Raw genomic sequence first — 23,782 nt, 5'->3', positions numbered from 1 at the left:
AGTGCATCCGGAGCGGCCTGGAGCGACCCGTAGCGCATGCGGCGGCGACCGGGAGGGTGCCGGGCAGCGTCTCCCTCTCCCTCTCCCTCTTATCTCTATGGCGGGGTCGGCTTCGAGCCGTGGAGGGCGCGACGCCTCAAGCCTCGGCGGGGCGCGCGTCCGCACGCGGAGGCGCCCCCTCAGCCACGCACCCGCAGGACGCCGCCTGCGCATCCGCCACGCGGGAGCAGCCTCATCGGCCACGCGGTAGCGGTGCCGGCCTCATCAGCCACGCGATTGCGGTGCCGGCCTCATCAGCCACGCAGAAGCACCAGCCTCTCGGCCACGCCGAGTCAACAGCGTCAGCAGGGCTCGGCCGCCGCCTGCCCGGGGCAGGACTCGTCCACGAGGCCCAGCGTCGCGAAGGCCTCGGCGAACGACGCGAAGCCTTCCTCGCCGAGGGGTTCCACGACCCGTCGGCGCACCGCGTCGGCGAACACCTTGGCCGCGACCGTGGCGGTCTCGCGGCCGAGCGGCGTGAGCGCCGCGTATGTCACCCGGCGGTCCGAACGTGACGGGCGACGCTCGACGAGCCCGGCGTCGGCCAGCCGGTCGACCACTCCGGTCGTGCCCGCGGTGGAGAAACCGAGCGTCTGGGAGAGCAGCCGCATCGGGGCGGCCTGTTCCGGCGAGGCGATCAGGAAGCAGAGCACTTCGAGGGACGAGGGCGGCAGGCCGACCTCGCCCTGCGCCTCGGCGAGCAGCCGGTCCGTGAGCTCCCGGAATCCACTCGCCAGACCGTTCCAGCGCCGCAGCAGGTCGGCCTGCTCAGCGCTGGGGCACTCGGCCGCCACGCTTGGACACTCGGCCGACGCGCTGGGGTGGTCGACCCGCCCCACCGCCTGCTGGGTCTCCCCCATGCACTGGCTCCCTTCGCCCGATCCCGCAGCCCTGACCCGCTTGCCAAGGATACCCCTCAGAGCTATTATCTCGCCAACTACCTAATAGGCAGCAATGTAATAGCTGGCGATGTATTGATTCTTCAAGTGAACTGACTCCTTACGCCGCCGGCTCCCCGCGGCACCCACCTCGGGCACCCACCTCAGGCACCGACGTCCGGCACCGACCTCCTGACCCACCTCCGGCGCCCGGATCACCGCCCAGTCCCCTCCTCAATTCCTCAATCGCTCTTCAATCGCTCACGAAGGACACCAACGACCATGTCCAACACCACCTCGCCCTCCAGCCCGTCCGGCTCGCTCTCGGATGTCGGCGCCGGGCGCTGGACGCTCGACCCGGCCGGCACGTCGGTCCAGGTCCAGCACAAGACGATCTGGGGCCTCGTCAACGTCAAGGGCGTCTTCACCAAGGTCAGCGGCGAGGGCGAGGTGCTCGCCGGCGGCGGCGCGCACGGCAGTGTGACGGTCGACGCCGCCTCCCTGGACACCAAGAACGCCAAGCGCGACAAGCACCTGCGCACCGCGGACTTCTTCGACGTCGACAAGCACCCCTCCCTCGTCTTCACCGCCACCAGCGTCACCCCGGCCGGCGACGGAACCGCCCAGGTCACCGGCGACCTGACGGTGATCGGCACGAGCCGTGAGCTCTCCTTCACCGCGCAGGCGTCCGAGGTCTCGGCCGACGCGGTCACCCTCACCGCCGAATTCCCGGTGGACCGCGCGCAGTTCGGCATGACCTGGAATCAGGCCAACATGCTGAAGCCGCTGACGTTCGTCACGATCACCGCGCGCTTCACCCGCCAGTCCGCCTGACCCGACGTACTGCGCCGGGACCCGAGCCCGGCGACGGTCTGCTGCCGCCCCGCGGAGACCGTCGCCGGGCTCTCGGCGTCCCGCGAAGACCCTCGCCACCTCACGGAGACCGTCGGCGGGCTCTCGCCACCTCGTGGCCCTTACTGTCGCCGGGCTCTCGCCCCCTCGCGGCCTGACTGTCGCCATGGGAGCCCCCGGCGACAGAGATCGGCGCGCGCGCCGGCACAGGGCCGGGTCCCCCGAGTGGCATTACGTCCAACTGGCAGCAGGCGCGCTACAACCCTTCGGTCGCGGCGGATGTCTCACGTGCGGGAACAGTCGTTCCCCCGCACTTCGCCCGTACGTCGCCGACGCGTAACCCAGAGGGACCTCCATGCTCCAAACCGCTCCCAGCCTTCCCGTGCTCCGCAAGGCCGTCGGCGCGATCGGCGCCGTCGTGCTGATCGCGCTGGGCGCCGGACCCGCCCTCGCCGACGACGCCGCACCCGGACTGACTCTGGGACGGATCGCCCCCATCGACGGGGTGAAGCCGGGCAGCAGCTTCGAGGTACCTGTCACCTTCACGAACACGGGCACCGAGGCAGTCGACAAGATCTGGCTGTCGTACTCCGTCACACGCGGGCTGGGCCACACGGAACTGCCCTCGAACTGCGTTCGCTACGAGGTCGCTTCCTTCGACGAGGCCCCGAGTTCCTCCGATGCGGTCTGCGAGTTCGATCAGACCGTGAAACCCGGCGTCGTCTACTCCCCCGAGAAGCCCCTCTCACTGAAGGCTCTCGACCACGCGCTCTACGACGACCTTCGGGTGGTGGTCTCCACCTACGAGAACGGCCCCGGGGACGGCGCTTCGCAGCCCGTACGCGGAACCGGCCCGGCGGTGAAGCTGGTTGAGCGGCCCGACGCCGCCCCGGCAGGCGCCGGCAGTTCGGCCCACCCCGACTGGGACGCGGCCGAGGTGGCAGTGACCGCGGCGAACACGGCCGACTTCCAGGTGACGGCAGACCGGTTGAAGGGCCGCGTCGGGGACACGGTCCCCCTGAAGGTGACGTTCATCAACGCCGGACCTGCCTGGGTGCTCAGGGACTTGGGGACCCCGGTGACCCAGGTCCTGATCAAGATGCCCGCCGGTACGACGGTGACCAAGGGGAACGGATTCTGCGACAGCGTCGCGGCCGGGCGCTACGCATGCGGCACCAGCCAGTCCTGGGTCGACGAGGGCGACGGAGAGACCTACACGTTCAAGCTGAAGATCAACAAGGTGGTGTCAGGGGCCAAGGGCTCGGTTGCCCTCGCCGGAGAACCTCGGCCGTTCGACAAGAACAAAGCGAACGACACGACCGACATCCTGCTGGACACGGCCGGGGGCGGCTCGACGGGCGGCGACAACTCCACGGGCGGTGACGGCTCGACGTCCTCCACCGGAGGTACCGGGTCCACCGGGGGCTCGGGCACCTCGTCCGCCGGCAGTTCCGGTTCCGGGGGCGGTTCCACGACGGCGGGTGACTCCTCGACGACCGGCTCCTCGGGCACCTCCACCAGCACCGACGGCGACCTGGCGAGCACCGGCTCCGGTACCGCCCTGCCCATCGCGGCAGCGGCAGCCGGGGCCCTGGCCGCCGGCACGGGCGCCGTCCTCATGGTCCGCCGCCGCGCAGCCCGGCGGTGACGGTCCACTCCTGCCGGGAGCGGTGATGCTTCGCTCGCCGGCTCTGCAGCCCCTCCTTGGGCCGACGCCCTCAGCAGCCACGGCCACCGAATCCCCGTACACGCACCGCGCGTTGAACCTGTGAAGGCGGCCACGCCGTTCACCCCGATCCGATGGTCGCCCCAATGGCTCGCGAAGTAAGGGAAGTTGCTGGATTCCGTGGCTGAAAATCGCTTGGTCCAGACCTCTTGACGGAGTCTTTGTTTCCGCAGTTGAATCCCCGCAGACCTCAAACCGCAGATGCAGTAGTGCTCAGCGTGGTGTGCGCCGGGACGGCCCGCACCTCCCCCACCGCAAGCCTGCGCAAGTAAAGCGGAAATCTTGCACGAATTTGCGGGCCCTTGCGCCCGCGTGCCGGTCAGGGACGCTGAGTTCAGCTGTTGAACATCGGAGTCAACCATGAGTGTGTCGCGTCGTACGTTCCTGACAACGGCGGTCGGCGGCTCGGCGGCCGCCGGGCTTTCCATGCTCGGCCTGGCCCCGACCGCCTCGGCGGCGAGCGCGCCGGGAGACGTGGTCGGGAAGATCACGGTCGGCTACCAGGGCTGGTTCGCGTGTATCGGGGACGGTGCGCCGATCAACGCGTGGTGGCACTGGAGCCCCAACTCCGGCCAGGCGCCGTCCCCGTCGAACAACGGCATCAAGTGCTGGCCGGACGTGCGGGAGTACACCAAGACGTACCAGACCGGTTTCGCCGCGCTGGGCAACGGCCGGCCCGCGACGCTGTTCTCGTCGTACGACCAGCAGACGGTGAACACGCACTTCCTGTGGATGCAGCAGAACAACATCGACACCGCGGCCCTGCAGCGCTTCAACCCCAACAGCCCTGAAGGCCCGACGCGCGACGCGATGGCCACCAAGGTGCGCAGCGCCGCTGAGGCGTACGGCCGGAAGTTCTACATCATGTACGACGTGACCGGCTGGACCGCCATGCAGTCCGAGATCAAGACGGACTGGACCGCCAAGATGAAGGCGCACACGGCCTCTTCGGCCTACGCGAAGCAGAACGGCAAGCCGGTCGTCTGCATCTGGGGCTTCGGCTTCAACGACAGCAATCACCCGGCCACCGCGGCGGCGGCCCTGGACGTGATCAACTGGTTCAAGTCCCAGGGGTGTTACGTGATCGGCGGCGTGCCGACCTGGTGGCGGACCGGCACCGGCGACTCCAGAACCGGGTACCTGGACACCTACCGCGCCTTCAACATGATCTCCCCGTGGATGGTCGGCCGAATCGGCAATGTCGCCGACGCCGACAATTTCTACAATGTGGCGACCGTGCCCGACCTCGCCGACTGCGCCGCGCACGGCATCGACTACCAGCCGTGCGTCCTGCCCGGCGACGTCTCGGCGCGGCAGCGGGCGCACGGCGACTTCATGTGGCGGCAGTTCTACAACATGGTGCGGGCCGGGGTGCAGGGCATCTACATCTCCATGTACGACGAATACAACGAGGGCAACCAGATCGCGAAGACCGCCGAATCCCAGGCCTGGACGCCGACCAACAGCGGCATGCTGGCCCTGGACGAGGACGGCACCGCCTGCTCCTCCGACTACTACCTGCGGCTCACCGGTGACGGCGGCAAGATGCTCAAGGGGCAGATCGCCCTCACGGCCACCCGCCCCACCCATCCGATGCTCTCCGGCGGCACGCCCGGCATCGGCTCGGTGATCTCGCTGAAGGCGCTGGCCAACAACCAGTATGTCTGCGCGGACAACACGGGGACTTCCCCGCTCATCGCCAACCGGACGAGCGTCGGCGCCTGGGAGCAGTTCACCCTCGTCGACGCGGGCGGCGGCAACGTCGCACTGCTCTCCCACGCCAACAACCAGTACGTCAGCGCGGACAACACCGGGGCCTCCCCGCTCATCGCCAACCGGACGTCGATCGGGACCTGGGAGAGCTTCCAGCTGATCAGCAACTCCAACGGCTCGGTCAGCCTCAAAGCCTTGGCCAACAACCAGTACGTCTGCGCGGACAACACCGGAACGTCCCCGCTCATCGCCAACCGCACGTCGATCGGAACGTGGGAGCAGTTCACCATGGCCACCGCCTAGCCCGGCCACCCTGTCGGGCCGTGCCGACCCCTGGCGTCCGTGCCGCGGCCATACCCACCCAAGGGAACGTACGTGCGAACTCAGGCGCCTCCGCCGCCCGCACTGGATCCTTGATGACAGGGGACTCGACGAGTGGGCTCGATGAGGACGGCTCGATGAGGACTCCAGGAGGCGCTCGATGAGGACGGCCAGGAGGCGATGGCGGTGATCGCCGTCAACCCGATGGACAGCGCCTCGCTGCTGGCTGCCTTCGGCGCCCTGGGCGTCCTGGTGGTGATCTTCGCGGAGTCGGGACTCCTGGTGGTCGGTTTCGTCCTGCCCGGAGACGCGCTGCTGTTCCCGGCCGGGGTGTTGTGCGCGGGGAACGGCCCCCAGGGGGCGCGGCTGGAGCTGTGGCAGGTGCTCGTGTGCGCGGCCGTCGGCGCCCTGGCGGGCGGACAGGTGGGGTACCTGCTCGGGCGGCGCGGCGGGCGCGCGCTGCTGGCCCGGACCTCGAACCGGCGTCTGAAGGAGGGCGCGGTACGAGCGGAGAGGCTCCTGGCCCGCTATGGATACGGCAAGGCCCTCGTGATCGGACGTTTCATCCCGATGCTGCGGACGGTACTGCACCCGGCGGCCGGTGCGCTCGGCGTGCCCACGCGAACCTTCACCGTCTGGCAGGTCGTCGGCGGGCTGCTCTGGTCACAGAGTTTCGTCCTGATCGGATACACCCTCGGTTCCGCTGTCCCCCACATCGACAAGTACCTGCTGCCACTCGTCGGCGTGGTCGTCGCACTCTCCCTGCTGCCCCTGCTGGCGGAGGCACGCCGCACACGGCGCGATCGGCGGTCGCCCTCGCGGTGAGCCGGGCTCCAGTCACCGGAGACACTCGACCCCGACGGCCCCGAGGTCGGCGTCATCGGCCTGGGCTGTCCTCGGGTCGGTCGGCGTCATCGGCTGGGCTGTCCTCAGGTCGGTCGGCGTCAGTGGTCGACCAGCCGCGTGCCCGCCTCGTGCAGCCGGTCGCCGGCGGCCGGAACGAGGTTGTTCAGCCGGACGAGCTGCTCGGCGGTGAGCGTGACGGCGTCGGCGGCGGTGTTCTCCTCGACGCGGGAGATCCGCTTGGTGCCGGGGATCGGGGCGACGTCGTCGCCCTGCGCCAGCAGCCAGGCCAGGGCCACCTGCGCCGGGGTGGCGTCGACCTCGGCGGCGACGGCCTCGACCTCCTCCACCCCGATGTAGTCCGTGCCGAGCCGCTTGAGGGAACCCTCAAGGGGCGGTGCGGAGGTTCACCGGGCTGCCGTCGATCTGGCCCATGCCGCCGCTCGTGTGCGAGTACATGCCGAACTTCGTCGCCAGGACGACCTGGTCGCGGCGGCCCTTGACGGCCCTGCCGACGAGCTCTTCGTTGCCGAAGGGGCCGTACGCCTCCGCGGTGTCGAGCATGGTGACGCCGAGGTCGAGCGCCCGGTGGATCGCCCGGATGGACTCGGTGTCGTCCGGGGTCTCCCCGGGGCTGAGGTAGACGCCGGACATCGTCATGGTGCCCAGGCCGATGCGGGAGACGTCCAGGTCCCCCAGCTTGATGTGCTTCATGGCGCGAGTGCTCCGCAGGTCGGTTCGGAACGGATCTTCAGTTCCACCCAGCCTGCTCGCCGCGCCCGCCGCATGGCAGGGCGGGCTGTGCCGGGGAGCGGGGTTCAGTGGTGCGTCAGGGCACCCCACAGCCCCGTACGCTCGCCGGACCCGGTCCGAATACCCGACCCGCTCCGAATAAACGAGTGCGCGACCACCGGTGCGAGTGCGGTATTGTTTCCGTGCACGTTCGACCTGGGGAAACCCCAGGTCAGACAGGCACCGGGACGTGGCGCAGCTTGGTAGCGCACTTGACTGGGGGTCAAGGGGTCGCAGGTTCAAATCCTGTCGTCCCGACGGTGCGAAGGGTCTTCGCAGGCGAAAGCCTGTGAGGGCCCTTTTTCGCGTGGGGCGTTTCCGGTTATCGCGTGGGGTGCTTCCGGCATCGCGTGGGGCGCTCCGCTTACACGTGAGTCGTTCACGGCATCGGCGTCGATGCTGATGGGCGGGGCAGGTCGGGCTTGACCTGAAGTTTGGTTGAGGTTGCACGATCGTCGGCATGACGATCACAGCGGAGCAGAACTACCAGTACGCGGACCTGTCCAGGCTGATGGGCCTGATGACCGGCGACGAGAAGCACGGGCCGGCGGCCACGTCCACCATGGACGCGCTCTGGGTCCTGTACGACCGGGTGCTGCGGGTCGGGCCCGACCGGATGGGTGATCCGGAGCGTGACCGGTTCCTGCTGTCCAAGGGGCACGGGCCGATGGCGTACTACGCGGTGCTGGCGGCGAAGGGGTTCGTCCCTGTCGAGTGGCTGCCCGGGTTCGGGTCGTACGACTCGCCGCTGGGACATCATCCGGACCGGGTGCTGGTACCCGGCGCCGAGATCGGCAGCGGGTCGCTCGGGCACGGGCTGCCGATCGCCGTCGGCACGGCGCTCGGGCTGCGGGCGCAGGGGCTCGACGAGCCGCGCGTATGGGTGCTGATCGGCGACGCCGAACTGGACGAGGGCAGCAACCACGAGGCGATCGCGTACGCCGGTCCGGCCGGCCTCGATCGGCTGCACACCGTGGTCATCGACAACTCCTCCGCCAGCCACGCCCGGCCCGGCGGGATCGCCGCCCGGTTCGAGGCGGCCGGATGGTCCGCCGCGACCGTCGACGGCCGAGACCACGAGGCCCTGTACGCCGCTTTCACCGCTCCTCATCCGGGCCGCCCACGGGTGGTCGTCGCCCAGGTCGAGCCGAAGTTCACCTGAGCCGCGCCCGCGCCGCATTCCCGTTCCCCGGCCCGCCAGGCCCCCCGGCCCACCACGCTTCCCCGGCCCGTCCCGGGTTCCCAAGCCTTTACCGGGTTCCCGGCCTGGCCCGGTTCGGCCGCTTCGACCGGCTTCCCGGCGCCGCCCGTGGTTCGTGCGGCACGGCGCATCCCCGCGCCGCCCGTGGTTCGTGCGGCACGGCGCATCCCCGCGCATCACCTCACCTCACCTCGCCGGAGACGGCGGCCCTCACCCGTTGCACCTTGGAAGGACACCTCATCCCATGGACACCATGCGTGACCGATTCGCCCCTGTTGTCGAGCGGCTGCTCGACGAGGACCCGCGGGTCGCGGTCGTCCTCGCCGAGATCGGCATGGACACCTTCGCCGCGGCCCAGCGCAAGCATCCGGGTCGCGTCATCAACGTCGGTATTCGCGAGCAGCTCCTGATCGGGGCGGGCGCGGGCCTCGCGCTGACGGGTCTGCGGCCCGTCGTGCACACCTTCGCCAGCTTCCTCGTCGAGCGGCCCTTCGAGCAGGTCAAGCTGGACCTCGGGCACCAGAACGCGGGCGCGGTACTCGTCAGCGCGGCCGCCTCCTTCGACTGGCCGGCCGGTGGGTTCACCCACATGGCGCCCGGCGACGTGGCCCTGCTCGACACGCTGGACGGCTGGACCGTGCATGTCCCGGGTCACCCGGACGAGGCCGAGACACTCCTGCGCCACGCCGTCGCCGCCGGGGACGACAAGGTGTACGTGCGGCTGTCCCTGCAGTCCAACGCCCAGGCGCTCGCGGTCGACGGGTCGCGCTTCCTCACCGTCCGCGAAGGGCGTGCCGGGGTCGTCGTCGCCGTCGGGCCGATGCTCGACGCCGTACTGGCCGCCACCGAGGGCTTCGACGTCACCGTGCTGTACGCGACCACCGTCCGCCCCTTCGACTCGGCCGCGCTGCGCCGGGCCACCGAGACGGCGGGGACGGATGTGGTCCTCGTCGAGCCGTTCCTGGCCGGTACGTCCACGACCGCCGCGAACGACGCGCTCGCCGACATCCCCCACCGCGTCCTCGGTCTCGGCGTGGGCCGCCGTGAGCTGCGCCGGTACGGGAACATCGACGAGCACGTGGCCGCCCACGGCCTCGACGCGCGGTCCCTGCGGGCACGGATCGACGGATTCCTGGGAGCGCCGGTCCGCATGTGACCGTCGTTCCCGGGCCGGCCCGGCGTTCCGCCGGTACACGTGGACCTCGGCCGCCTACTGCCGGTCCGCGCCGGGACAAACCGCGTCCATCAGTCCGGGTCGCCCGCGACCCGGACACCTCGCGGTCCACGGTCGCAGGCAATCGCGCGCACGGCTCAGCGGTTCTTCAGCCGCGCCCGTCCTGGTATCGCGCCGGACGTACGCGGACAGGGCGGCGCATCGACCCGTACCAGGTCGCGTATCGCGGGCACCGACAGGAGGGCCGTCGTGACGACGAGGGCCATGACCCCGGCCATGAGGAGCACATGGTCCGCGCCGAGGGCCGTGGCGGCCGGCCCCGCCAGGGCCTGGCCGACCGGCATCATCGCCAGGGAGCCCGCGACGTCATAGGCGTGGATGCGGTTGAGAACATCGGGGGCGACCTGCGTCTGGATGCTCGTCGCCCACATCACGCCCCAGAGCGCCATGCCCGCGCCCGCTGTCGCCGCTCCGGCCGCCATGGCCGGCAGGCCGAGCCCCGCCCCCACGGACGCCGGGAAGCAGGCGAAGGCGAAGAGGGCGAAGGAACCGGCGCGCAGCATGCGGCGGGGGCGCAGCCGCAGCGCGATCAGTCCGCCGATGACGGTGCCGGCGCCGAGGGCCGAGTTGACCAGGCCGTAGGCGCGCGGGCCGTGCCGCTGGACGACCTCCGTGGCCACCAGGGGGACGGTCGGACCCCAGACGGCGATCATGTACACGCACCAGATCACGATGACGCTCCACAGCCACGTTCTCGACCTGAACTCCCGCCAGCCCTCGGCGAGATCGGCCTTGAAGCTGCTGCCCCGCACCCAGCTTCCGGGTGCGGCCGGGGGCAGCCGGAGCAGCAACAGGCACAGGGCACTGAGCGCGTACGTGGTCGCGTGGGCCGCGAAGACTCCTCCGGCCGAGGCGAACGCCACCAGCAGTCCCGCGAGGGCCGGCCCGGCGAGTTGGGCGGCGGCCTCGGCGATCCGTATGGCTCCGTTGGCCCCCTGCACGTCCGTGGCGAGGCGCGGGACCGTGCTGGCGACGCCGGGCTGGAAGACAGCACCCGCTACTCCGTTGACGGCGCCGATCGCGCAGATCTGCCAGAGAATCACATGGTCGGTGAAGAAGAGCGCGGCGGCGAGTGACTGCGTGACCAGGCGCACCAGATCGGCGCCGATCATCAGCTTGCGCGTGCTGAACCGGTCGGCGATGACCCCGCCGAAGATCACCAGCCCCGCGAACGAGGCGGCCGAGGAGGCCATGGCCAGGCCGACCGCGCCCACCCCGTACCCGTACTGCAGGAGTCCCGCGGCGAGCGCCACCGGCAGCATGGCGTCGCCGAGCCCTGCAAGGGCCCGCGCGACGAAGAACAACGCGAAGTCGCGCGACCAGACGGGCCGCCGCGTCCCGCTCATGGCAACGATGTCACGACGCCCGGGACCCCCGAGCGACACCCCCGAAGCCCCCGAAGCCCCTGCATCTCCGGAGAGTGCTGCCAAGTCTCCCTGCGGCTCCGCCGCCCGAGAAGCCTCGCGCCACCCCTCCGCAGCCCCCCGTCGAGCCCCGGAAACACATGGCGGCCTGTCGCCCGATGACATCCCGGCCATCCCCCTCGCACCCCTCCCCAGCCACGCTCTGCCGAATCCTTCCCGGCTTTCCACCCCTGTTGCCGGATCATGCCACGGAGCACCGACAACGCCGGGGGGATTTCAGTCGGCGGACGGCAGGCCCAACTCCGGGTAGGAATCGAGCAGTCGGGGCGGGGCCGCCTGGCGCCAGGAGTCGGCGAGGATGTCGTGGAGTTCGCCGTCGTCCTCCAGGGCGGTGAGACGGACCCGGACCCAGGCGAAGCCCGCCTCGTGGTCGGCGATCCAGAACTTTCCCGGCTCGGCCAGAACGAGCTCGTCGCGCTCCTCCTTCGGGCAGCGAACGGCGATGGAGGTCTCCTCCTCGGGCAGCGTGGCGAACATCTTGCCCGCGACCCGGAACGTGGGCATGCTCCAGGCGACCTTCTCCGTCGTGTCCGGCAGAGAGAGGGCGATACGGCGTACGTCTTCGGCATCCGGCATGAGACGCACCGTAGCCAATGGCACTGACATCGAAGCGTCGAGGACGAAATGGGACGAGACCGAGGTCAGAGGGGAGGGAACGCGCGGAGCCGCCACGGGAGATGCGATGGCGCGCACCACCTGACGCACCCGCGCACCCGCGCACCCACCGGCCCAACGGCCCGACCCACCGACCCACCGACCCACCGACGCACCGACGCACCGACGCACCCAACGGCCCGGCGCACCGACGGCCCAAGGACCCTCGGTTGTTCACTGCGGACGCTCGGCAGCTCCCACCCGCTTGTAGAAGATGGTCGTCGGGCGCAACTCGCCCGACGGCGTTGCCGCGTAGTCCGGTATCGCTCCGAGCCGGGTCCAGCCGGCGGAGCGGTAGAGGGACTCGGCGGGGCTGTCGGTCTCGGTGTCCAGGTGCAGGAGGGTCAGTCCCGCCGCGGCCGCCTCAGTCTCGGCGGTTGCCAGGAGCGTACGGCCGAGGCCTTGCCCGCGGCCGTCCCGGTGCACCATCAGCTTGACGAGTTCGGCGCGGTGGCGGCTGTTGGCCTTGTCCGGGAAGGCGAGGCTGACGGTGCCGAGCAGTCGATCAGCGCTACGCGCCACCCACACGGCGAGATGACCGGCCGACACCGCGACAGCGCGCCCCTCCCACCAGGCGGCGGCCGCCGCGCGGTCGAGCGGTGAGAGGAATCCGATCGAGGCCCCGCCGTCCACGGTGTCGGCCAACAGGTCCGCCAACTCCTCTACAGAGGCCAGGAGTTCTGCCGCGTTCAGCCGGGAGACGCTGATCATGGCAGCACCACCGCCAAGGCGTAGCGCACGTCCTCGGGACCGGGGCAGCCGAAACGCGTCGGGCCCCACACCCGCAGCCGAAGACAGTCACCGGCGTCGAGGCGGTGCTCCACGTCCTGCGCCGTCACGTCGAGCGCCCCTTCGAGGACCCAGATGTGCTGTTCCAGGCCGGGCACGGGAGGACGGTCGTACGCGATGTCGGCGCCGGCGGCGAGCCGACCTTCGACCAGTTCTCCGCGCAGCCCGGCATGCGGCGGCGAGACCGATCGCCGTACGAACCCGGAGGCCTTGTCCTCCCAGATCGCCTGGTCGGCCGCGCGGACCAGCAGGGCGGGTTCGGCCTCGACCTCGCTGAGCAGTTGGGACATGGTCCGCCCGTACACAGCGCACAGACGGTTCAGGAGCGAGGCCGTGGGGCTGATCTCCACGCGCTCGGCGCGGGAGAGGGTGGAGCGGCTGATCCCGCTGCGCTCCGCCAACTCCCCCAGGGACCAGCCGCGTTCGGCCCTGAGCTCGCCCAGCCGGGTGGCAAGGCGCGCGGAGACGGGATCGGGATCGAGATCAGGTGCAGGTGCAGGTGCCGGCTCGGGTGCGGGTGCGGGTGCGGGACCGTCGCCGCCGACGTCAGTACCGTCGCCATCGATTCTCATATTCGGGATTCTATCCCGTAAGCGAGACGGACTTCCGGGCGACAAAGATCTCCAAGACGGCCCTGCACCCCGAAATGCCACCTGTGTCCGCTCCAGCATCGGCAGCGCCCGCACCACTCGCCGTGCGCGGAGACGCCGGTCGCCCGGGGTCCGGTGGCCGCTTCCCGCTACTCCTCGGCCGCTTCGCCCAGCGCGGTCAGCACCGGGTGGATCAACGGGTGCTCCTCGGCCCCCCGCCGTACGGCCGCGAAGACGCGGCGGGTGGGGGCGATCCCGTCCACGGGGCGCACGACCACGTCCGTGAGGTCCATGCCGCGCAGCGCCGAGCGGGGCACCAGGGCCACACCCGCGTCGGCCGAGGCGAGCGCGACGACGGCGCGGAAGTCGTCCGAGAAGTGTTCGAGGCGGGGCTGGAATCCGGCGTTCTCGCAGGCCAGGACGACGACATCGTGGCAGGGGTTGCCCTGATACGGGCCGATCCACGGATCCTTGGCCAGTTCGGCGAGCGGCACTTCCTCGGCGTCGGCGAGGCGGTGGGTGACCGGGACGACCGCGTCGAAGGGCTCGGCGTACAGCGGGACGTGTGTGAGGCGCGGGTCGTCCGCCGCCGGGGCGCCCCGGTACTCGACGGCGACCGCGATGTCGACCTGCCGGTCGAGCACCATCGGAAGGCTGGCGTCGCCCTCGGCGTCCTGGACGCGGATGTGGATGCCGGGTGCCGCGACGGCGAGGCGGGCCAGCGCGGGGGCCACGACCAGGCCGATGCCGGTCGCGAAGGAGGCGACGGTGACCGTGCCCGCCGAACCCGAGCTGTACGCGGCCAGTTCGGCCTCGGCGCGCTCCAGTTGGGCGAGGACGGCGTTGGTGTGGCTGAGCAGGATCTCGCCGGCGGGCGTCAGCCGTACGCCCTTCGCGCCGCGCTCGACGAGCCGGTGACCGGTCTCCTGCTCCAGGGCGGCCAGCTGCTGGGAGACGGCCGAGGGAGTGAGATAGAGCGCGGCGGCAGCCGCCGTCACCGTGCGGTGGTCGGCCACCGCACGGAGGATGTGGAGCCGCCGCGCTTCGATCATGCGACCGATTCTCTCAGGTCAGCCGCCCAGCTCGGCACGGGCGGCCACGAACGCGTCCACCGCCCGGTTCACGTCCTTCGTGGAGTGCCCGGCGGACAGCTGGACCCGGATCCGGGCCTGCCCCTGCGGGACCACGGGGTAGGAGAAGCCGATCACGTACACACCGCGCTCCAGGAGCAGCTCCGCCATGCGCCCGGCGACGGCCGCGTCACCGATCATGACGGGGGCGATCGCGTGGTCGCCGGGGAGGATGTCGAAGCCCTCCTCGGTCATCCGGGAGCGGAACAGCGCGGTGTTCTCGGCGAGCCGGACGCGCAGGTCGTCGGCCGACTCCAGCAGGTCGAGGACCTTCAGGGAGGCCGCCGCGATGACCGGGGCGAGCGTGTTCGAGAAGAGGTACGGGCGGGAGCGCTGGCGCAGCAGGGCGACGATCTCGGCGCGGGCGGCGACGTAACCGCCGGACGCGCCGCCGAGTGCCTTGCCGAGGGTGCCCGTGATGATGTCGACGCGGTCCATGACGCCGTGCAGTTCCGGGGTGCCGCGGCCGCCGGGGCCGACGAAGCCTACGGCGTGCGAGTCGTCGACCATGACCATGGCGTCGTAGCGGTCGGCGAGGTCGCAGATCTCCTTCAGAGGCGCGACATAGCCGTCCATCGAGAAGACGCCGTCGGTGACGATGAGGCGCCGCCGGGCGTCGGAGGCCTCCTTGAGCTGGGCTTCAAGGTCGGCCATGTCACGGTTGGCGTACCGGAAGCGGCGCGCCTTGGACAGCCGGATGCCGTCGATGATGGACGCGTGGTTGAGGGCGTCGGAGATGACCGCGTCCTCGGCGCCGAGGACGGTCTCGAAGACGCCGCCGTTGGCGTCGAAGCAGGAGGAGTAGAGGATCGTGTCCTCCTGGCCGAGGAACCCGGACAGGCGCGCCTCCAGCTCCTTGTGCACCTCCTGGGTACCGCAGATGAAGCGCACGGACGCCATGCCGTAGCCCCAGCGGTCGAGGGCCTCGTGGGCGGCGGCGACGACCTCGGGGTGGTCGGCGAGTCCGAGGTAGTTGTTGGCGCAGAAGTTGAGGACCTCGCCGGGGCGGCCGCCCGCGGTGACGCTGACGGTCGCGGACTGCGGGCTGCCGATGACACGCTCGGGCTTGTGCAGACCGGCGGCGCGGATCTCGTCGAGGGTGGTGCGCAGGTCGTCGCGTACGGAATCGAACATCATCAGTTCCTTAAAGTTCTCAAGCAGTCCGGGGCTGAGGGGGGCCAGGGATCCCGGCCACTCCGGGGTCTCAGGCGGTCCAAAGGTCCCGGCCAACTCCGGGGTCTCAGACGGTCCAGGGGTCCCGGAGGTTCCGGGGTCTCAGGCGGTCCAGGGTCCCGGAGGTCCGGGGGTCTCAGGCGGTCCAGGGTCCCGGAGGTCCGGGGGTCTCAGGCGGTCCAGTCGAGGATGACCTTGCCGCCGCGGCCGCTCGCCGCGTCGGCGAAGGCCGCCTCGTAGTCGCGGTAGCCGTACCGGCCGGTGATCACGGGAGCGAGGTCGAGGCCGCCTTCGATGAGGACCGACATGGCGTACCAGGTCTCGAACATCTCGCGGCCGTAGATGCCCTTGATCGTGATCATGGACGTGACGATCCGGGACCAGTCGACCGGGAACTCCTGCGACGGCAGTCCGAGCATCGCGATCCGGCCGCCGTGCGTCATGTTGGCGATCATCTCGCGCATCGCTTCCGGGCGGCCAGACATTTCCAGGCCGATGTCGAAGCCCTCGCGCAGACCCAGTTCGCGCTGACCGTCGGCGATCGTCGTGTCCGCGACATTGAGGGCGAGGCTCACGCCGATCTTGCGCGCGAGCTCCAGACGCTCCTCGCTGACGTCCGTGATGACGACGTTGCGGGCGCCCGCGTGCCGGGCCACGGCGGCGGCCATCAGACCGATCGGTCCGGCGCCGGTGATGAGGACGTCCTCGCCGACCAGCGGGAACGACAGCGCCGTGTGCACCGCGTTGCCGAACGGGTCGAAGATCGCGGCGACATCGAGGTCGACCGGGACGCGGTGCACCCACACGTTGGCGGCGGGCAGGACCACGTACTCGGCGAAGGCTCCGTCGCGGCCGACGCCCAGGCCGACCGTGGCGCGGCAGAGATGGCGGCGCCCGGCCAGACAGTTGCGGCACTTGCCGCAGACCAGGTGACCCTCGCCGCTGACGCGGTCGCCGACCTGGATGTCGGCGACGTCACGGCCGGTCTCGACGACCTCGCCGACGAACTCGTGCCCGAGCACGAGCGGGGTCTCGATGGCCTGCTGCGCCCAGCCGTCCCAGTTGCGGATGTGCAGGTCGGTGCCGCAGATACCGGTCCTGAGGACCTTGATCAGTACGTCGCCGGGGCCGGCCTGCGGCTCCGGGACGTCCATGAGCCAGAGCCCGGGCTCCGCCTTCTCCTTGACCAGCGCCTTCACGCGACGGCTCCTGTGGGTGAGGTCCCGGGGCAGGGCACGCCGAAGGAGCCCGTACCGGGGAGAGGGGTGAATTCTCGTAGGAATCTGCCGTACGGCGATGCCCTTGGTCCATCGAGGATTTCTTAAGCGCGGCCGCAGCTTTCCTTCACGCCTGCACTGGTGCCCGCCTTCAGGGAGCCGGACCGGTGCACGCGTTCAGGAGGTCTGCCGATGTCCAGGGGCTTCTCGACGAGGACGGCCTTGCCCGCGCGCAGCGCCCCGCACGCGATGGCGACTACGGAGACATGCTTTACGTACATCCCATGGGGGCGCATCACATACACGGGCGGAGCATACGCAAGGCCGGGGGACGACTGACCGCCCGACACGTCCTCAGAACCCCCGCACGTCCTCGGACCCCCGCTCGTCCTCAGATCCCCGCACGTCCTCGGACCCCCGCACGCCCTCAGAACCCCGCACGTCCTCGGACCCCCGCACGCCCTCAGAACCCCGCACGTCCTCGGAACCCCCGCACGCCCTCAGAACCCCGCACGTCCTCGGAACCCCCGCACGTCGTCAGATCCCGCCGCCTCCCTCTCGTCGTTCGATCTGCTCGACCAGTTCCGCGGCCAGCGACTTGATGGTCTCCAGCCCCGCCGTCCCCCAGGGGCGCGGCTCGACGTCCACGACGCAGACGGTGCCGAGGGCGATGCCCGTGTGGTCGATCAGCGGTGCGCCGAGGTAGGAGCGGACGCCCATCTCGTCGACGACCGGATTCCCGGCGAAGCGGGGGTAGTCGCACACGTCCTCCAGGGCCAGCGCCTTGCGCCGGACCACCACATGGGGGCAGAAGCCGTAGTCGCGGGTCAGGTAGCGGCCGACCTCGGGGGCGGCACGGCCCCCGTCGTCGGCGGCCGTGGCCGGCAGGGCGCCGGGGCCGCCCGGGTCCGGGGTGTGCAGGCCCGCGAAGAACTGGTGGTTCTCGTCGATGAAGTTGACCATCGAGTACGGCACGGCGGCGACCTCCGCGAGCCGGTCCGCGAAGGCGTCGAGGGCCGGTTCCGCGCGCTCCCCCAACCCCAGCCTGCGCAGTCGCCGCACCCGGGCGGGGGCGTCCTTGTCCTCCGGGGTGAGCAGCAGGCGACCGGCCGGACGCGGCGGGTCGTACCTCATGTATGGGCTCCATGGCTCGGGGCGTGTGCGGGCGCGTGGGCGAGGAGATGGCGGACCAGGACGAGCAGGGTCTGCACGCCCGAGCTGGAGATCCGGGCGTCGCAGCGCACGACGGGGATCTCGGGGTCGAGGTCGATGGCCGCACGCACCTCCTCGGGGTCGTAGCGGTACGAGCCGTCGAACTCGTTGACGGCGACGATGAATCCGAGACCGCGCTGCTCGAAGAAGTCGACGGCCGCGAAGCAGTCCTCCAGGCGGCGGGTGTCGGCGAGGATCACCGCGCCTAACGCGCCTTCGGAGAGTTCGTCCCACATGAACCAGAACCGCTCCTGCCCGGGGGTGCCGAACAGATAGAGGACGTGTTCCGGATCGAGGGTGATGCGGCCGAAGTCCATCGCCACGGTCGTTTCGACCTTGTTCTCGATGCCGTCGAGGCTGTCGGTCGCGGCGCTGACCGTGGTGAGCAGCTCCTCCGTGCTGAGCGGCGCGATCTCGCTCACCGCGCCGACGAAGGTTGTCTTGCCGACCCCGAACCCTCCCGCCACCAGGATCTTCAGCGCGGTGGGGAAGGGATCAGAGCTGTCGTCGTAGTCCATCAAGCACTGCCTCCAGCAGAGACCGGTCAGTGGGGTTGTGGTGGAACTCCGGGGGTTTCGTGGTGAGTGCCCCGCAGTCGACGAGGTCGGACAGCAGCACCTTGGTGACCACCGCCGGGAGTTTCAGATGGGCGGCGATCTCCGCGACCGAGACGGGCGACCGGCACAGTTCGAGCGCCTGGGTGTGCTCGGGGCCGAGGTAATCGAGAGGCGTGGCTCCGGTGGTCATGACCTGGGACAGGAGGTCGAGCGCGGTCGTGGGCCGGGTCCGGCCGTTGCTGACCGTGTAGGGGCGTACGAGGCGTCCGGCTGCGTCGTCGAGCCAAGGTCCGTCGCCGGTCGCGGCCACGCTCAAGGCCTCATCGCCGAGGGTCCGACGGCGGGTTGGCGGGGCGCGGTCATCAGATACGGCCGGACGCTCTTGACGAGCATCGCCATCTCGTAGCCGAGCACCGCCGCGTCCGCCTCGCGTCCGGCGAGCACGGCGAGACAGGTGCCGGAGCCCGCGGTGGAGACGAACAGCAGCGTCGAGTCGAGTTCGACGACGACCTGCCGTACGTCGCCGCCGTCCCCGAAGCGGACGCCCGCGCTGCGGCCGAGGGAGTAGAGGCCGGAGGCCAGCGCCGCCATGTGGTCCGCGCTGTCCGGGTCGAGGCCGTGGACCGACTTCACGAGTCCGTCGCAGGAGAGCAGTACCGCGCTCGTGGTGTGCGGTACGCGCTGGACGAGACCGCTCATCAGCCAGTCGAGATCGGATACCTGGCCGGTCGGCGCATCGCTCGCCATGGTGGATCGACTCCTTGGGGTACGAAGGTCTGCGGGAGCGGAGGGAAGGGGCGTGGGGGTGGGGATGGAGAGGGGGTTGGTCATCCGGCCGGTGTGCTCCCGTCGTGCCGGGCGGTGAGGTCGTGTCCGGGCGCGGGAGCGCTGTCCCGCGTCCCTCGGGCCTGATGCGGTGCGGGTCCGCTGTCCAGCGCCCCTGTGGCCTCGTGGGGCGCGGACCTCGTGTCCCGCGCCCCGTCGGCCTCGTGTGGCGCCGGCGCGTGCGCCGTGTGCGGGTCGGCTATGTGCGCCGCGTCCGCGTGGGCACCGTCCGGGTGCGTCACGTCCCCATGCGGCGCGTCCACCCTGACCACTTCCAGGGGCGGCAGCTCATCCATGTGCACCAGGCCCAGGTGCGCCCGGTCCCCGGGTGCGGCGGACGTGCGTGACGAGGAAGTGGGCGAGACGAACGCAGGCGCTGCGGACGTACTCGACGGGGACGTGGGCGATACGAAATTGGGCTCTGCGGACGTAGGCGATGCGAACGTGGGCGACGCAGACATGGGCGACGCGGACGTGGCCGGAGGAGGCACGGGCGACGACGCCCGCATGCGTTCCGTCTCGGCGTGGGCCGCCTCCGCGAGCCCGATCCCCCGCTGGAACGCCGCCATGAGGCCGGGGTCGTGGCCGACGACGTACTCCGTGTCCTGCCGGGGTGCGGGCCCCTCGCGCAGTTGAGGCGCGATGTGCTCCTGGGCGCGGCGCCTGGGCAGTTGGGGCTTGCCCATGGTGCCGCGGACGGCGCCGCCCCGCGGCGTGGGCGGCGCGGCCGCGTTCTCCCGCGCGGTGCGCCGGTCCTCGGCGCGGATGCCCGGCAGCGCCTCCGCCGGGTTGGGCCGCTCCGGGTGGGTACCGCGCACGGGAAGCGGCGCGGGCCCGCTGCCCTCCCCCGGCAGCGCGCCCGGCGCGCCGGCGTAGGGTGCCTGGTCCCGCCGGACCTGCCGTGGCACGGGGGCCGAGGCATGGCCGCCGGGCGACGCGGGCGCCGAAGCCGCCTGCGTGGCCTGCGGTCTCGGCTGCGGCCGCCGTCCCCCGGACGTCTCCGGCGGCTGCCCCTGCGCTACGTTCCCGGGGGCGCCCGGCGCGTTGCCCAACAGTCCCTGGGGCACGACGAGTACGGCTTGGACGCCGCCGTAGATGTTGCTCTGCAGCCGCACATGGATGCCGTGCCGGCGGGCGAGCTGCGAGACCACGAACAGGCCGATGCGCCCGTCCTGCAACAGGCTGGCGACATTGACCTGGTCCGGGTCGGTGAGCAGGGCGTTCATCTTGTTCTGCTCGCCCAGGGGCATCCCCAGGCCCCGGTCCTCGACCTCGACGGCGAGCCCGGACGTGACCAGGTTGACGCGCAGCAGCACTTGGGTGTGCGGGGCGGAGAACACCGTGGCGTTCTCGACGAGTTCGGCCAGCAGGTGGATGACGTCGGCGACCGCGTGCCCGCGCAGGGTGCCGTCGATCGGGGGCACCAGCTTGACCCGCGAGTACTGCTCGACCTCGGCGATCGCGGACCGCAGCACCTCCGTCATGGACACGGGGTTGCTCCACTGCCGGCGCGAGACGGCGCCGCCGAGCACGGCGAGGTTCTCGGCGTGCCGCCGGATGCGGGTGGCGAGGTGGTCGATGTGGAAGATGCCCTTGAGCAGGTCCGGGTCCTCGATCTCGTTCTCCAGCTCGTCGAGGATGGAGATCTCGCGGTGCACGAGGGACTGGAGGCGGCGGGCCAGATTGACGAAGACCTCGACCTTCTGTTCGCTGCCCGCCTGGCTGGAGAGCTGGGCGGCCTGCACGACGGCCGCGACGGCGCCGTCGTGGGCGCGGGAGAGGTCGGCGGCGAGCAGTTCGAAGTCGTCGGCGTCCGCGGGGGGTTGCCGCCGGGTCTTGCGCGCGGGCGGGGTCTCGCCCCGGCGCAGTCCCTCGACGAGGGCGCGCAGGTCGCCGTCCGTCCGCGCGCTGGTGCGACGCAGGGCGCCGATGCGCTCCCGTACGGATCTGGCGGCGCGGTCGGCGGCCACGGCGGCGATCAGGATGCCGGCCAGTGCCACGCCCACGGCCCCGGCGAGTACGGCCCACAGCGTGAGGCCGGGCCGGGCGCCGGTGGAGCGGACCGTGAACAGTACGGCCGCGCAGGCGCTGAGGGCCACCGCGGTCGGCGGCAGCACCGCGAGGCGCAGCAGCTGGGGCCGCAGGTGGGACTCGGGCAGCGAGGGGGCGGTGTGGGCGACCGGTCGCCCGTGCCGCCCGCCCTCACGGCGGTCTGCGCGTGCGGCCGGTGCGCGAAGGTGAGACATCGGTGTCCTCGTACGGTGGCGTCGGGAGCGCGGGGCTCCCGCGGGTCTGCGCGACTCGGGCGTGCGGCATCGCGGTGCCGGTCGAGAGAGCCGAAGAATTCGGCCCTGCGTCGCCCGACGGCAACTGACAGTAGTCGCCAATCCATCATGTGCGGTGGGCAGTTGACAAAGTCACCCGCAGAGCATCCCGCTCTGGTATGAGGCGTCGTACGACAGACCGATAACTCCATCGGACACGCGTTCCATCGACGCGTCGATCCGATCGCAGCTGGTCAGAAGTGGTCGCAAACAGACGGCGAGGGCCGGAGAGCGGTTCGCTCTCCGGCCCTCGCCGTCCATCGGAAATTCAGGAAATTCAGCCTGCGGGTACCGGCTCCGGCTCCCCGGTGCCCTCCGCCGAGCCGTCGGTGACGTCACCCGGCGTGTCGGCGGCCGCCTCCTCCACCGCGGGCCATCCGCCCTCCGGCGGCACCGCCACGCCACGCCACCAGGGCTCGGACGGGACGGTCTCGGCCGTGGGTTCGAACGGCTCGCCGGGGCGGGGCAGTGCGATGCGCGCACCGGCCGCGCGCGCGGCGGCGATGGTGCCCTCGCCCGGCTCCACCCAGGGGTGGGTCGACAGGTTGAACGTCGCCCAGTGGATCGGCAGCATCACCCCGGAGGGCCGCCCGCCCTGGAGGTCGAGGTGGGCGCGCATGCCCTCCTCGGGCGTCATGTGGATGTCGGGCCAGAAGTCGCTGTAGGCGCCGATCTGGATCATCGTGGCGTCGAACGGGCCGTGCTCGGCGCCGATGTCCTTGAAGCCCTGGAAATAGCCGGTGTCGCCACTGTGGTAGATCCGGTGCTCGTCGCCCGCGACGGCCCAGGAGGCCCAGAGCGTGTGCTGCGTGTTGCGCAGGCCGCGGCCGCAGAAGTGGCGCGCCGGGGTGGCGGTCAGGGTGATTCCGCCGATCTTCGTCGACTCGTTCCAGTCCAGCTCGCGCAGCCGGTCCGGGGATACGCCCCAGTGCTCCAGGTGGGCACCGACGCCGAGCGGCACCGCGAAGACCGTGTCCGTGTCGGCCAGGGCCTTGATGGTGGGCAGGTCGAGATGGTCGTAGTGGTCGTGGGAGATGACGACGACGTCGACCGGGCCGAGCGCGGCCAGCGGCAGGGGCACCGGGTGCAGCCGCTTGGGGCCGGCGAAGTTGAACGGAGAGCAGCGCTCGCCCCAGACCGGGTCGAAGAGCACACGGTGCCCATCGATCTCGGCGAGGACGCTGGAGTGCCCCATCCAGGTGATCCGCAGGCCGCTCGCCGCGGGCTTGGCCAGGTCGGCGAGCGTCGTCGCATGCACCGGGATCGTCCCGGCGGGGACGCGGTGGACGCGCTCCTCCTTGCGGAAGTACACCTTCGCGAACTCGATCATGGAGCCGTCGGGGCGGGTCCGGGCACTCTCCGCGTTCTTGAAGACACCATCCGCGAAGTTCGGCGATCTGCGGATGCGCTCCAGGCGCTCACCACCCGGATCCGCGCCGAAAGCGGCGGGCCGCAGCGCGCGGAGCCCGGAGCTCAACGTACGGAAACCGGTCACGGTTACCTCCAGGTGGAGTCGGTCAGGCCTTCCATTATGGTCGTCGCCTCTGACAGCGCCGGGTCGCCCCCGTCACAGCGCGATGTCCATGACCCTCGGTCTATGTCTCCTCAACCCCGCCGCGCACGCGCTTCTTCCGCGCCGGCGAACAGTGCTCGGACAGCCCCCCACACGCGCGGCCGCCTCCGCGTGACCCACTACTGATGATCCGTTCAGTACGTTGACAGAGCCCCACGCGGTTCCGATACTGACTGATGATTCAGTAACCGACTGATTCAGCAACCGTCCGGTGGCCAGGGGCCACGCCGATCCGTCCGCATCCGGAGGCACCATGTCCGACCTCCCCACCGAGCTGGCCCCCCTCAGCGCGGAGCAGCGCGACATCGTGGAACTGACGCGTGCTTTCGCCCGGGAGGAGATCCGTCCACGCGCGCGTGCCGTGGACGAGGCGGACGTCGAGACGCCGTGGGACCTGTGGCGCAAGGCGGCCAAGGTGGGGATCACCGGCTTCATGCTGCCGGAGGAGTTCGGCGGGGGCGGCTTCACCGACGTGTTCACGCAAGTCCTGGTGCAGGAGGAGCTGTGCGTCGGTGACCTGGGCATCGGCAATCTGCTCTGTTCGAACGGCTTCTTCGCGGACCCGGTCCTGGAACTCGGCACCGAGGAGCAGAAGCGGGAGTTCCGCAGGCCGGTGTGGGTTGGCGAGGAGGTCTGGTGCCAGCTCTTCAGCGAGCGCGGCGCGGGGTCCGAGCTGGGCGGGCGCGGTACGCGTGCCGTCCGGGAGGGCGACACC

The 23,782-nt window shown here is 70.9% G+C and carries 22 protein-coding genes, 1 tRNA gene and 1 pseudogene; 8 read left to right on the top strand and 16 right to left on the bottom strand.

Annotated elements, in window-relative coordinates:
• Positions 1 to 341 precede the first annotated feature (341 nt).
• A complete protein-coding gene (locus ACFVXA_RS19245) occupies positions 342 to 899 on the bottom strand; it encodes a MarR family winged helix-turn-helix transcriptional regulator (RefSeq protein ID WP_390025752.1) in 558 nt (185 codons plus the stop codon).
• 300 nt (positions 900 to 1,199) lie between these two features.
• Between ACFVXA_RS19245 and ACFVXA_RS19240 the strand changes: the two genes are divergently transcribed.
• From ACFVXA_RS19240 to ACFVXA_RS19225, 4 genes are all read left to right on the top strand, one after another.
• On the top strand, positions 1,200 to 1,751 hold the full coding sequence (locus tag ACFVXA_RS19240; protein WP_362020341.1) for a YceI family protein: 552 nt from the start codon (positions 1,200 to 1,202) through the stop codon (positions 1,749 to 1,751).
• A gap of 373 nt (positions 1,752 to 2,124) precedes the next feature.
• The gene (locus ACFVXA_RS19235) at positions 2,125 to 3,417 is read left to right on the top strand and encodes a hypothetical protein (RefSeq protein ID WP_390025750.1); all 1,293 of its coding nucleotides are present in this window, start codon (positions 2,125 to 2,127) and stop codon (positions 3,415 to 3,417) included.
• Positions 3,418 to 3,855: 438 nt separating this feature from the next.
• Positions 3,856 to 5,511 carry a xylosidase gene (locus ACFVXA_RS19230; RefSeq protein ID WP_390025748.1) on the top strand — a complete coding sequence of 552 codons (1,656 nt, stop codon included), beginning with the start codon at positions 3,856 to 3,858 and terminating at the stop codon, positions 5,509 to 5,511.
• 204 nt (positions 5,512 to 5,715) lie between these two features.
• On the top strand, positions 5,716 to 6,354 hold the full coding sequence (locus ACFVXA_RS19225) for a DedA family protein (RefSeq protein WP_383746706.1): 639 nt from the start codon (positions 5,716 to 5,718) through the stop codon (positions 6,352 to 6,354).
• Positions 6,355 to 6,473: 119 nt separating this feature from the next.
• Here the strand turns inward: ACFVXA_RS19225 and ACFVXA_RS19220 are convergent.
• Positions 6,474 to 7,086 (bottom strand): annotated as a pseudogene (locus ACFVXA_RS19220) (aldo/keto reductase).
• A gap of 262 nt (positions 7,087 to 7,348) precedes the next feature.
• On the opposite strand from ACFVXA_RS19220, the gene ACFVXA_RS19215 reads away from it, so the two are divergent.
• The 3 genes from ACFVXA_RS19215 to ACFVXA_RS19205 all read left to right on the top strand — a co-directional run bounded on the left by ACFVXA_RS19215 (position 7,349) and on the right by ACFVXA_RS19205 (position 9,521).
• A tRNA-Pro gene (locus tag ACFVXA_RS19215) sits at positions 7,349 to 7,422 on the top strand.
• A gap of 202 nt (positions 7,423 to 7,624) precedes the next feature.
• Positions 7,625 to 8,326 carry a transketolase gene (locus tag ACFVXA_RS19210; protein WP_389757156.1) on the top strand — a complete coding sequence of 234 codons (702 nt, stop codon included), beginning with the start codon at positions 7,625 to 7,627 and terminating at the stop codon, positions 8,324 to 8,326.
• Between the two features lie 283 nt (positions 8,327 to 8,609).
• Positions 8,610 to 9,521, top strand: a complete 912-nt coding sequence (locus tag ACFVXA_RS19205; protein ID WP_362020329.1) for a transketolase — start codon at positions 8,610 to 8,612, stop codon at positions 9,519 to 9,521.
• A 155-nt stretch (positions 9,522 to 9,676) separates the two neighbouring features.
• On the opposite strand, the gene ACFVXA_RS19200 is transcribed toward ACFVXA_RS19205, so the two are convergent.
• The 14 genes from ACFVXA_RS19200 to ACFVXA_RS19135 all read right to left on the bottom strand — a co-directional run bounded on the left by ACFVXA_RS19200 (position 9,677) and on the right by ACFVXA_RS19135 (position 22,989).
• Positions 9,677 to 10,945, bottom strand: a complete 1,269-nt coding sequence (locus ACFVXA_RS19200) for an MFS transporter (RefSeq protein WP_390025746.1) — start codon at positions 10,943 to 10,945, stop codon at positions 9,677 to 9,679.
• Positions 10,946 to 11,239: 294 nt separating this feature from the next.
• Positions 11,240 to 11,599, bottom strand: coding sequence for an MmcQ/YjbR family DNA-binding protein (locus ACFVXA_RS19195; protein ID WP_390025744.1), 360 nt, complete (start codon positions 11,597 to 11,599; stop codon positions 11,240 to 11,242).
• Positions 11,600 to 11,851: 252 nt separating this feature from the next.
• The gene (locus ACFVXA_RS19190; RefSeq protein WP_384018725.1) at positions 11,852 to 12,388 is read right to left on the bottom strand and encodes a GNAT family N-acetyltransferase; all 537 of its coding nucleotides are present in this window, start codon (positions 12,386 to 12,388) and stop codon (positions 11,852 to 11,854) included.
• Entirely contained in the window at positions 12,385 to 13,038 is a 654-nt protein-coding gene (locus tag ACFVXA_RS19185; RefSeq protein WP_390025742.1) for a helix-turn-helix domain-containing protein, read from the bottom strand. The genes ACFVXA_RS19190 and ACFVXA_RS19185 overlap by 4 nt, the downstream gene beginning before the upstream one ends.
• A gap of 167 nt (positions 13,039 to 13,205) precedes the next feature.
• Positions 13,206 to 14,108, bottom strand: coding sequence for a LysR family transcriptional regulator (locus tag ACFVXA_RS19180; protein ID WP_362020316.1), 903 nt, complete (start codon positions 14,106 to 14,108; stop codon positions 13,206 to 13,208).
• Positions 14,109 to 14,126: 18 nt separating this feature from the next.
• Positions 14,127 to 15,320, bottom strand: a complete 1,194-nt coding sequence (locus ACFVXA_RS19175) for a glycine C-acetyltransferase (protein WP_383746704.1) — start codon at positions 15,318 to 15,320, stop codon at positions 14,127 to 14,129.
• A 209-nt stretch (positions 15,321 to 15,529) separates the two neighbouring features.
• Positions 15,530 to 16,558, bottom strand: a complete 1,029-nt coding sequence (gene tdh, locus ACFVXA_RS19170) for an L-threonine 3-dehydrogenase (protein ID WP_362020313.1) — start codon at positions 16,556 to 16,558, stop codon at positions 15,530 to 15,532.
• 122 nt (positions 16,559 to 16,680) lie between these two features.
• Positions 16,681 to 16,857 (bottom strand): hypothetical protein, encoded by a 177-nt coding sequence (locus ACFVXA_RS19165; protein WP_384018734.1) that lies wholly within the window; start codon positions 16,855 to 16,857, stop codon positions 16,681 to 16,683.
• Positions 16,858 to 17,113: 256 nt separating this feature from the next.
• Entirely contained in the window at positions 17,114 to 17,710 is a 597-nt protein-coding gene (locus tag ACFVXA_RS19160; protein WP_390025740.1) for a GAF domain-containing protein, read from the bottom strand.
• Positions 17,707 to 18,306 carry an ATP/GTP-binding protein gene (locus tag ACFVXA_RS19155; protein ID WP_362020307.1) on the bottom strand — a complete coding sequence of 200 codons (600 nt, stop codon included), beginning with the start codon at positions 18,304 to 18,306 and terminating at the stop codon, positions 17,707 to 17,709. The genes ACFVXA_RS19160 and ACFVXA_RS19155 overlap by 4 nt, the downstream gene beginning before the upstream one ends.
• Positions 18,284 to 18,655 (bottom strand): DUF742 domain-containing protein, encoded by a 372-nt coding sequence (locus ACFVXA_RS19150; RefSeq protein ID WP_390025738.1) that lies wholly within the window; start codon positions 18,653 to 18,655, stop codon positions 18,284 to 18,286. Before ACFVXA_RS19150 ends, ACFVXA_RS19155 begins: the two co-directional genes overlap by 23 nt.
• A gap of 2 nt (positions 18,656 to 18,657) precedes the next feature.
• The gene (locus tag ACFVXA_RS19145; RefSeq protein ID WP_362020302.1) at positions 18,658 to 19,092 is read right to left on the bottom strand and encodes a roadblock/LC7 domain-containing protein; all 435 of its coding nucleotides are present in this window, start codon (positions 19,090 to 19,092) and stop codon (positions 18,658 to 18,660) included.
• An 80-nt stretch (positions 19,093 to 19,172) separates the two neighbouring features.
• Positions 19,173 to 21,416, bottom strand: a complete 2,244-nt coding sequence (locus tag ACFVXA_RS19140) for an ATP-binding protein (RefSeq protein ID WP_390025736.1) — start codon at positions 21,414 to 21,416, stop codon at positions 19,173 to 19,175.
• A gap of 355 nt (positions 21,417 to 21,771) precedes the next feature.
• A complete protein-coding gene (locus ACFVXA_RS19135) occupies positions 21,772 to 22,989 on the bottom strand; it encodes an MBL fold metallo-hydrolase (protein ID WP_362020299.1) in 1,218 nt (405 codons plus the stop codon).
• A 331-nt stretch (positions 22,990 to 23,320) separates the two neighbouring features.
• Here ACFVXA_RS19135 and ACFVXA_RS19130 point away from each other — a divergent pair.
• A partial coding sequence (locus ACFVXA_RS19130; RefSeq protein WP_390025733.1) for an acyl-CoA dehydrogenase family protein occupies positions 23,321 to 23,782 on the top strand: 462 nt, incomplete at its 3' end.

Origin of the sequence: Streptomyces sp. NPDC058246, from assembly GCF_042881985.1 — a bacterium.
In the GTDB taxonomy this organism is placed as follows: Bacteria; Actinomycetota; Actinomycetes; order Streptomycetales; family Streptomycetaceae; genus Streptomyces.
This window is presented reverse-complemented; position numbering and strand designations above follow the sequence as displayed.

Coding starts and splice junctions, on each gene's coding strand:
- ACFVXA_RS19245 (WP_390025752.1), bottom strand. CDS start 899: ATGGGGGAGACCCAGCAGGCGGTGGGGCGGGTCGACCACCCCAGCGCG.
- ACFVXA_RS19240 (WP_362020341.1), top strand. CDS start 1,200: ATGTCCAACACCACCTCGCCCTCCAGCCCGTCCGGCTCGCTCTCGGAT.
- ACFVXA_RS19235 (WP_390025750.1), top strand. CDS start 2,125: ATGCTCCAAACCGCTCCCAGCCTTCCCGTGCTCCGCAAGGCCGTCGGC.
- ACFVXA_RS19230 (WP_390025748.1), top strand. CDS start 3,856: ATGAGTGTGTCGCGTCGTACGTTCCTGACAACGGCGGTCGGCGGCTCG.
- ACFVXA_RS19210 (WP_389757156.1), top strand. CDS start 7,625: ATGACGATCACAGCGGAGCAGAACTACCAGTACGCGGACCTGTCCAGG.
- ACFVXA_RS19205 (WP_362020329.1), top strand. CDS start 8,610: ATGGACACCATGCGTGACCGATTCGCCCCTGTTGTCGAGCGGCTGCTC.
- ACFVXA_RS19200 (WP_390025746.1), bottom strand. CDS start 10,945: ATGAGCGGGACGCGGCGGCCCGTCTGGTCGCGCGACTTCGCGTTGTTC.
- ACFVXA_RS19195 (WP_390025744.1), bottom strand. CDS start 11,599: ATGCCGGATGCCGAAGACGTACGCCGTATCGCCCTCTCTCTGCCGGAC.
- ACFVXA_RS19190 (WP_384018725.1), bottom strand. CDS start 12,388: ATGATCAGCGTCTCCCGGCTGAACGCGGCAGAACTCCTGGCCTCTGTA.
- ACFVXA_RS19185 (WP_390025742.1), bottom strand. CDS start 13,038: ATGAGAATCGATGGCGACGGTACTGACGTCGGCGGCGACGGTCCCGCA.
- ACFVXA_RS19180 (WP_362020316.1), bottom strand. CDS start 14,108: ATGATCGAAGCGCGGCGGCTCCACATCCTCCGTGCGGTGGCCGACCAC.
- ACFVXA_RS19175 (WP_383746704.1), bottom strand. CDS start 15,320: ATGTTCGATTCCGTACGCGACGACCTGCGCACCACCCTCGACGAGATC.
- ACFVXA_RS19165 (WP_384018734.1), bottom strand. CDS start 16,857: ATGTACGTAAAGCATGTCTCCGTAGTCGCCATCGCGTGCGGGGCGCTG.
- ACFVXA_RS19160 (WP_390025740.1), bottom strand. CDS start 17,710: ATGAGGTACGACCCGCCGCGTCCGGCCGGTCGCCTGCTGCTCACCCCG.
- ACFVXA_RS19155 (WP_362020307.1), bottom strand. CDS start 18,306: ATGGACTACGACGACAGCTCTGATCCCTTCCCCACCGCGCTGAAGATC.
- ACFVXA_RS19145 (WP_362020302.1), bottom strand. CDS start 19,092: ATGGCGAGCGATGCGCCGACCGGCCAGGTATCCGATCTCGACTGGCTG.
- ACFVXA_RS19140 (WP_390025736.1), bottom strand. CDS start 21,416: ATGTCTCACCTTCGCGCACCGGCCGCACGCGCAGACCGCCGTGAGGGC.